Raw genomic sequence first — 8518 nt, 5'->3', positions numbered from 1 at the left:
CTCTTCGCTCATCCGCTGGGTCGTGCTCGGAGTGCTCCTGGCGCCCTCTCAGAAAACCACACGCCGCGCTCAGCCTGATCCGTAAAAGCGCCAGAGCCACCGCGCAGCCGTCTTGCACCTGGGTGACACGCGCGCGCCGGCCGGCCTTGGCGCCAAATTTCTGACCCGGCGCGCCCAGCATTGCTTTGCTTTCCTTTGAAAACCAGCAAAACACAAGCCGCAAGCTGACTTTTTCAGGCCACACCTTCGCTTCCAGCTCCCCGGCTGTCAAAAGATTGACACAAGTCACGGATTCATGATTCAGTCATGAACAGACTAAATCGGAAGGATTCTCCCGAACACCGGTTGTTGCACGGCGTTCTTTCTCTGGTTGGACCCCAAGGAAACCCCAACAATGATGAGCTTTCGCAAGCCCGGATGGATGTTGTCCGGCCTCTTGTGCGTTGCCTGCCTGCCGGCTGTGGCCGGGGCGCAGGACGTCGCCGCCAGTTCCAAGGTCGGCATCGACCCGGTCACCGGCAAGTTGCGCCCACTGACCGATGCCGAAAGCGCGGCGCTGGATCAACAGGCACAGCAGACCGGCGCGGCGTCCCGTCGTGCGACGACCGGCCCGACGCTGCCGCAGACCGAAGCGGCCGCCCGCGCCACCGAACGCCGCCTGCCCAACGGCACCGTGGCGCGCAAGTTGCCGGCCACGCAAATGAGTTCGCTGACCGCCACCCGCCAGGCAGATGGCCGCGTCGTGATCGAACACAGTGACGACGCCCAGACCCAACCCGCCCACGCCGAGCACGGAGCGCTGCCGCATGAATAAGCCCTTGTTGCTGTTGTCCCTGGCGGTGGGTGCGGCGCTCGCTCCGCTGCAGGCCTCGGCTGCCACCGTCACGCTGATCAATGGCGATGCCGGCACCGTGGTCGGCTTGAACGACCCGACCGCCGCCACGCCGCTGGGCGGCAATCCCGGGCGCTCGGTGGGCGAGCAGCGCCGGATCGCCTACCAGTACGCGATGGACCTGTGGGGTGCGGTGCTGCAGAGCAACGTGGAGATCAAGGTCTATGCCTCGTTCGCGCGCCTCAACTGCACTGCCACCGGCGGCACGCTGGGCCAGGCCGGCCCGAACTGGATCGTCAACAATTTTCCCGGCGCCAAGCCGAACACGCTGTACCCGTCGGCGCTCGGCGATGCGATCGCCGGACAGGACCTGGTGCCCGACCCGGCCGATCCGGCCGACGTGTTCTCGCAGTTCAACGGCGACCTGGGCAAGGACGACTGCCTGGCCGGCTCCGGCTGGTACCTGGGTCTGGACGGCAAGACGCCGGAAGGCCAGATCAACTTCCTCAACGTGGTGATGCACGAGATCGGCCATGGCCTGGGTGCTGCCGGTTTCCTCAACAAGACCACCGGTGTGCTCGGCTCGGGCAGCGGCCTGACCGACGTCTACACCTCGCAGGCCTTCGACAACGTGCAGAACAAGCGCTTCGACGACCCGGCCATGACCAATGCCCTGCGCGCCGAAGCGATGCGCACGCCGGGCCGCACGGTGTGGGCCGGGACCGGCGTCAATCGCGAGGCGGCCTTGATCCTGGATCCGCGCACCCTGCTGCGGGTGACCGCGCCCAGCGCTGCGGCGGGCAAGTTCGAGGTGGGCTTTGCCAGCTTCGGGCCGCTGGCCACCGCGGGCAACTTCCCGGCGCGTGCAGTCGTCACCGTCGATGACGGCGTTGCCGCCGCATCGAGCAGCGATGGCTGCGAAACGCCATTCGTCAATGCGGCAGCGGTGGCCGGCAAGGTGGCGTTGATCGACCGCGGCACCTGCTCCTTCGCCATCAAGGTCAAGAACGCCCAGCTCAACGGTGCAGTGGGCGTGATCGTGGCCAACAACGTCGCCGGCGTGCAGACCATGGGCAATGCCGCGCCACCGATCACCGACATCACCATTCCGGCGATCATGGTCTCGCAGGCCGACGGCGCACGCCTGAAGGGCAGCACCGCCGTAGTAGCCGGGCTGTACGAGGACCCGGAGCTGCTGCAGGGCACCGACACCGCCGGCCGCACCCGCCTCTACGCCCCCAGCGTGGTGGCCGGCGGGTCGACGTTCTCGCACTTCGATACTGACCTGCAGCCGAATGCGTTGATGGAGCCGTTCGACACACCGGAGGTGCAGGCACATCTGAACATCGACCTGACCCCGGCGATGTTTGCCGATATCGGCTGGACCTTGAACCGTGGCCTGACCCGGCTGGGCAGCTGCAATACGCTGGTGCCCACCGTGGAGCCGGGCGGCTTGATCGTCGGCGCGAACCTGACGGCCGAAAGCAGCCTGTGCAAGACGCAGAACGCAGGCAACCGCCTCGGCTACCTGACCTGCATGAACGACCACATCCGCGAGCTGGAAGACCAGGGTGCGATCAGCCGTGTACAGCAGGCTGCCACGTTCGTCTGCGCGACCAAGGTGCGCCCGTAACCCAGGCGCATGTGGCTGGAGAAAATGCGAACGGCGCCGGGAGGCGCCGTTCGTTTATCTGCGATCAGAACGGCATTGCCTGCGGCAACGCGCGCCGATGCACGGCGTTGATGGCAGGTCACCTCCGGGCCGCGATGCGGTACGGCTGCGCGACGGCAACCGGTGCGTGCTTCACTGATGCACACACGCCCGGTTGCATGGCATCACAAGACGCCTGGCCTCACTCGCCGTGCCTCGTTGCCTGACTCAGCGATCCGCAGCATATGGCGAGGTCAGCACCTGCGGTGCGCGGCCCAGCGCAGCGCCGAGGCGATCCATCACGAAGCGCAGATAGAGATTGCTGCTGAACTGGTTGTAGTCGCGTGCGTTGTTGAAGGTCATACGCCCGCCCAGGAACAACTGCGGGGCCACCTGCCATTCGGCGGCGCCACTGAGGTTGTAGGACACCCCGGTACGGCTTTCGCCCGCGTACACCGGGTCGGTGTAGCGGTCGACCAGACCGAGCAGCGCGGCCAGCGATGCGGCGTCGTAGGCGGCCTGCTGCAGGCCTGGGTCGGTGGGGAAGTACGGCGTGGGGTCGGTCTTGAAATGCTGCACGCCGATGCTGGCATCGAGTTTCCAGTTGACGCTCTGCCCCGCGCTGCGCCCGCTCCAGTGCACCGGGACGCCGAGATCCAGATACTCCTGCGGGCTGAAGTAACCGCCGTGGCCGTAGGTGAAGCCGCTGAGGTTCTTGTCGTACTGCATGGCGGTCAGATTGACGCCGGCAGTGAGCGACTGATTCTGCGTTTCCAGCGCGTGCACGTAGAAACCGAGATCGGCCTGGCGGTGGTCGTTGTCGGCCACGTGATTGCCGGTCACCCGATGCGCGGCAAGATTGGCGTAGCCGCCCAGCAGGCCGTTGTCGGCGTTGGCCGCCAGGGCGATGCCGTTGCTGGTCACCCCACCCCACTCGCGACCACTGCGTGCATCCTGCGCGCCGGCGAAGGACAGCACGCTGTCGGTGACGGCGCGCCGCGATACATCGGCCGACCAGCCCGCCGCCTCGCCGAGTTCGCCGCGATAGCCAAGCCCGCCCACCACGTTCTGCTCCTGGAAGCCGATTGGCGTGCTGCCCACGTCGGCGCTGAACCCGCCATTGCGGTAGCGCACGCCGACGCCCACGCCGGTGTCGTCCTGGTTGATCCGGCGCGCGCCGTTGCCGGTGGCGGCCATGCTGTTGAGGGTGGCCGCCAGCGCCGTGGGCGTCTGCTGCGCGGCGGCGCTGCTACTGGCCAGCGCCTGCAGTGCGGCGCCATCGCCAGCAGCCAGTTGCGCGCTGATGGCGGTGTTGCCGAGGATGTCGCGTGCCAGCTGCGCGATCGACGTGTTGGATGCGTTGACGCTGAGCAGATACGCCGGCAACGGTTGATTGGCCAGTGCGGCCAGGGCGGCGGGTGTGCTGTTGTTGTTCTCGGTGAGCAGCTCGCCGAACAGGCCGGTACTCAAGGCATACCGGCGCAGGCGCTCGCGCGTGGCCGCGGTGTCGCCCTGGGTGGCAAGCAGTTGGTACACCGACGAGCTGACCAATGCATCGATCGGGCTGCGATCGGCGGCCAGCGCATCGTTCACTGCACTCTGCGGGCCGGCGCCAAAGCGGCTGGCGGTCGCGTAGTCGGTGGTCAGGGTGCCGGCATCGACCACGGTGGGCGTGAGCGTGATGCCGAGCTTGCCCTCGCCCACCGCGAACTCGGCCTGCAGCGGCATTTCGATGTCGTCCAGGCGGCCCAGGCCGTCTTCGCCATCGCGCGAACGGTACAGTGCGCCACCGGCGAGGTTGTCGCTGTTTTCCGATTGCACGGCGCGCAATTCGTCGAGCACGCTGTTGCCGCTGCTGGCCGGCAGCAGTGCCCGCGCCGCGGCGCCGCGCAGGCGCAGGTCGTCGGCCGGTGCCAGCGTCGGCGTGCTGCGTGCGGGCAGGTGCGAACGGCTGGCCGGCGCTGCGCTGGCGCTCACCGGCGGCGGCAGGGGATCGGCGCTGTTGCCGGCGTAGGCATCCGCGTCGGCAGTCACAGGCGCGGGTACGGGCGCAGCGAAGCGGGCAGCGGCCGGTTGCGCGGGCGGCAGCGCCAATGCGGTCTGCGGATAGGCACTGCCGGCGTCCATGCGCTCGGACACCAGCGCCGGCGAGCGCGGCATGGCGCCGGTCATGCCGGAGAACGGATTGAGCGGGCGGCCGGAACTGGCCACTGCAGCCAAGCCGCGCGCAGCCGGCAGGCCGTTGTCGAGCTGCCCGGCCTGGCGTTGCTGCGCGGCCAACGCCGCGCGGAAATACTGCTCGGCCTTGCGGTTCTTGCCGGCGCTGCGATACACCCGGCCCGCAGCCGCCAGCACGTCCGGCGACTGCGGTGCCTGCGCCAGTACGCGTTGCAGATAGCCCTCGGCAGTGCGCAGATCCGATTGCGCGGCCGCGCTGTTGGCGGCGGCGGTCAGCGTGTCCAGATCGTCGGGATGACGCTGCAGGATCTGCTGATAGATCGCCAGGGCCTGGCGCTGATCGCCGGAGGCCGCGTACAGGCGGGCCAACGCGGCCTGCGCATCGCGGTTGTCCGGCTGCTGCGCCAGGATCGGCGACAGCGCATCGTAGGCAGCTTCCAGATTGCCCAGCTCGCGCAACGCATCTACCTGACGCAGCGTGTAGGCGCTGCGCAGCGCTTGGGCGCGGCGCAGCTGCGCCGGCGTCATGGTGATGGATTGCAGCTGGCGCAACACGGCCGACAGCTCGGCGTCCTGATGTGCGCGCAGCAGCACGTCCGCATAGTGCAGGCGGTCTTCGGTGCGCGGATTGGCACCGGTGACCAGGCGTTGCGCCAGCACCAGCGCGCGCTGGGTGTTGCCGGCGTCGGCGTGCGCGCCGGCCAGGGCGGCCAGCAATTGCGGATCGTCGAGCTGATTGCCCAGCGCAGTTTCGGTACGCGCCAGCAACTGCTGCGCCTCGCCCACCCGGCCCTGTTCCACCAGCAGGCGCGCCTGACGCGCCTGCAGTTCGATCCAGGCGGTGGTGCGCAGCTGGGTCATCTCCGGCGTGCGCGCGGCGGCCGGGATGCGCTCCAGGCTGTCGTAGGCGCCCTGCCAGTCACCGCTTTCCTGTGCGAGCAAGGCGTTGGCATGCAGGGCCTCGGGTTGCTCGCCATGCACGGCGAGCAGGCCATCCATGACGCTGCGGGCCTGGTCGGGGCGACCGGCCTGCTGGTACAGACGCGCCAGATCCAGGCGGATCCAGGCATCGCCCGGGCGTTCGACCATGGCCGTTTCCAGCTCGGCCTGCGCGCTGACGACATCGCCGGCCTCCAGCGACTGACGGGCGCGGGCGCGCTGCACGTTGGAACGCAACAGCGCCTGGCCGCCGGATTTGGCGCGTTCGGCCGCCGGCAGCCGATTGAACAGGTCGCTGGCTTCCTGCATGCGGCCCTGGCGGCTGTACAGCCCGACCAGGCCCTGCAAGGCGCCGGCGTTGTCGGCATCGCGCGACAGCGCCTTGCGATAACTGGCCTCGGCCGCGTCCGGGTCGGTGGCGGCCTGCAAGCCACCCAGCGCCACGTGGCCGGCCGGTTCGTTGGGCAGCAACTGTATCGACTGCTCCACTAGCTGGCGTGCCTGGACGATGTCGCCACGCGCACGCGCAGCTTCGGCCTGCTGCAGCTGCTGCCAGTAGCGGGCGCTGTCGAGTGCGCTTTTCCATTTGCCGTTGCTGGCCGCGGCCGGGCGCAGCAATTCCTGCGCTTCGGCAAAGCGCTGCTGACGCAGGCGCACCGAACCCAGCCCGCCCAGCGCTTCCGGGTCGCGCGCACGGGCACGCAGCACCTGGGTGAAGCGTTGTTCGGCGACGCTCAGATTGTTGGCGCTCAGCGCGCGAAAGCCCTCGCCCAGCGCGATGCCATTGGGATCGGCGGGTGCCGCGGCCGCAGCGGCGCGCTGTTCGCGTAGCTGGCCGAGTTTGGCGGTGACTTCGGCATCGTTCGGGGAGCCGGCGAGAAATGCCTGATACAGCGGCGCATCGGCACTGCTCGCATTGAGCCACAGCAGCGCCTGACGCCAACTGCTGCGCGCCGGGCCACCCACGTCCGCACGCTGGGCCAGCGTGCGCAATTGCGCGATGCCGTCGCGGCGGGTGGGCTCGCGGTAGCTGAGCACCTGCGCCAGGGCCAGCTGCAGCGACGGGTTGCCCGGTTCGCTGGCCTGCAGCGTGCGCAGCCCGTTGCGGGCGCGTTCCCAGCCGGTGGGCGTGCCGGCCAGCGATTGGTAATACTCCAGCGCCAGGTTCGGCGGCGGCGGCTTGCCGGCGAACACGGCCTCGTAGCTGCGCGCCGCTTCCACGTAGCGCCCGGCCGCGGCGGCGCGGCGGGCGTTGCGCAGGTTGGGGTCTTCGCCGGCGGCAGCACTGCCGCGCGCGCCGATCGCCACGCGCAGGCGCTGGGCCTGCGGCGATTGCGGGTGGGCCGCGTCCAGTTGCTGCAGGCGCTTGCGCGCTTCGGACTGGCGCCCCTGCGCCAGATCGATCTGCGCCAGACCGAGCAGGGCGTCGGGCTGGTCCGGGTCGATGCCGAGCAGCTTCTTCCAGGTATCGGCGGCCAGGTCGTCGCGGCCCTGGTCGTGCCAGTAGTTGCCCTGTCCCACCAGTTGCTGGGTGGCGCTGGTCTGCGCCTGCGCCGGGCAGGCGAGCAGGCACAGGTCGAGCATGCCGGCGAGGTAGAGCGGCGTCAGGTGTTTGCGGAGCATGCAGGGGTTCTCCAGGCAGGCAGCAGGCGCCCGTCTGCGGCAAAGCGGTAGCGGTTCTCAAGCCAGCCCTGTCCAAACAGGGCCAGCGTGCGTTCGTAATACGGCAGCGCGGCGGCCGCGGGCTGGGCGGCCGCGGGGATGCGCTGCGCCTGCACCTTGAGCAGTGCCGGCTGACCCCGCGCGCTCAGGTATGGCAGCAGCGCGGCGGAAAACCCGACCGGCAGCGTGCCGCTGCCCACGCCACGCGCGGTGTCGGTCTTTTCGGCAAAGCCGGTGCCGGCGGCGAGCAGGTCGGACGGGCCGGACAGGTCCTGCAACAACCGCGCCCGCAGCGGCTCGCCGGCATCGAGCATGCCGGCCCACAGGTACACGCGAATGGCGTCGTAGCTGCCGAGGTTGCCGCGCTTGGGATCGGCACCGAAGGCCTTGCCGTCCCACACCGTCCAATCCGGGGCAACGCCGACCGGTGCACTCTCGCGCAGCACGCGCGCCGCGTTGCCGGCGATCGCCGCCCACGGGCCCTTGGGATCGGCATTGGCGCAACGGCGCAGCAGCTGGATCGGCAGGTAGCTGGGATTGAGGGTCCAGCGGCCCGGCTCGACGAATCCGCTGCGGCCGGGCAACAGCATCGGCCCCAGACCGGGTAGCGCGACCACTTCCTGCGTGCGCATCAGCTGCAGGATCTGCTGGCCGGCCTTGACGTAGCCGGGGCGGTTCCACAGCCGGCCGGCTTCCAGCAGGGCGTAGGCAATCCACAGCTCGCCATCGCTGGCCGTGTTGGCATCGAGCACGCGCCAGCTGCCGCTGTCGTCGCGGCCCCACAGCCAGGCCGGCAGGTTGAGGTCCGGACGCCCGCCGCACAGGTTGTGGCGGGTCCAGCCGAGCACCTTGTCGAACAGCACCTGGTCGTTGGCGACCAGGGCGAAGAACAGTGCGTACGACTGCCCTTCGGAGGTGGAGCGTTGATCGGCGTTGAGGAAATCCACCACCCGGCCATCGGGCTGGATGTGCCTGGACACGAAGGCATTCCACAGCGGCCAGCTGCCGCACTGCGCAGGTGCCGGCCTGGCGCCGGCCGGCAGCGCCGCGGCCAGGCCGGCCAGTGCGCCGGCACGCAGCAGGGAGCGGCGCGTCATCGTCGTGACGTGGGCACCGGTCTTCATGCGCTGCCGCCTTCGTTGAGGCGCTCGGCGGCGTGCCGGCGCAGCAGGACGCGCGCGGCCAGGGCCAGCAGCAGCGCCAGCAGCACCACGGTGAAGGCCAGCCACACCGGATGGTGCGAGAAGTACCAGCGC

5 protein-coding genes are annotated in these 8518 nt (G+C 69.4%); 2 read left to right on the top strand and 3 right to left on the bottom strand.

The window, feature by feature from the left end:
* The coding region (locus OZ10_RS22935) for a hypothetical protein (protein ID WP_236726998.1) at positions 1 to 289 on the bottom strand (289 nt) is incomplete at its 3' end.
* A 105-nt stretch (positions 290 to 394) separates the two neighbouring features.
* Between OZ10_RS22935 and OZ10_RS18035 the strand changes: the two genes are divergently transcribed.
* Both OZ10_RS18035 and OZ10_RS18030 read left to right on the top strand, forming a co-directional pair.
* Positions 395 to 814 (top strand): post-PEP-CTERM-1 domain-containing protein, encoded by a 420-nt coding sequence (locus OZ10_RS18035; RefSeq protein WP_039408266.1) that lies wholly within the window; start codon positions 395 to 397, stop codon positions 812 to 814.
* Complete coding sequence (locus OZ10_RS18030) at positions 807 to 2465, top strand: PA domain-containing protein (protein ID WP_039408268.1); 1659 nt, start codon at positions 807 to 809, stop codon at positions 2463 to 2465. The genes OZ10_RS18035 and OZ10_RS18030 overlap by 8 nt, the downstream gene beginning before the upstream one ends.
* A gap of 246 nt (positions 2466 to 2711) precedes the next feature.
* Here OZ10_RS18030 and OZ10_RS18025 read toward each other — a convergent pair whose 3' ends face one another.
* Together OZ10_RS18025 and bcsZ are read right to left on the bottom strand one after the other, a co-directional pair.
* Positions 2712 to 7223, bottom strand: coding sequence for a cellulose biosynthesis protein BcsC (locus OZ10_RS18025; RefSeq protein WP_039408270.1), 4512 nt, complete (start codon positions 7221 to 7223; stop codon positions 2712 to 2714).
* Complete coding sequence (bcsZ, locus tag OZ10_RS18020; RefSeq protein ID WP_039408272.1) at positions 7205 to 8386, bottom strand: cellulose synthase complex periplasmic endoglucanase BcsZ; 1182 nt, start codon at positions 8384 to 8386, stop codon at positions 7205 to 7207. The genes OZ10_RS18025 and bcsZ overlap by 19 nt, the downstream gene beginning before the upstream one ends.
* Between the last annotated feature and the right edge of the window lie 132 nt (positions 8387 to 8518).

Origin of the sequence: Xanthomonas cannabis pv. cannabis, from assembly GCF_000802365.1 — a bacterium.
GTDB classification, from domain to species: Bacteria; Pseudomonadota; Gammaproteobacteria; order Xanthomonadales; family Xanthomonadaceae; genus Xanthomonas; species Xanthomonas cannabis.
Note: the sequence above shows the minus strand (reverse complement) of the source record. Positions and strands in the feature narration are given on the sequence as shown.

Excerpts from the sequence above, each read along its gene's own strand:
- OZ10_RS18035 (WP_039408266.1), top strand. The coding sequence starts at position 395 with ATGATGAGCTTTCGCAAGCCCGGATGGATGTTGTCCGGCCTCTTGTGC.
- OZ10_RS18030 (WP_039408268.1), top strand. The coding sequence starts at position 807 with ATGAATAAGCCCTTGTTGCTGTTGTCCCTGGCGGTGGGTGCGGCGCTC.
- OZ10_RS18025 (WP_039408270.1), bottom strand. The coding sequence starts at position 7,223 with ATGCTCCGCAAACACCTGACGCCGCTCTACCTCGCCGGCATGCTCGAC.
- bcsZ (WP_039408272.1), bottom strand. The coding sequence starts at position 8,386 with ATGAAGACCGGTGCCCACGTCACGACGATGACGCGCCGCTCCCTGCTG.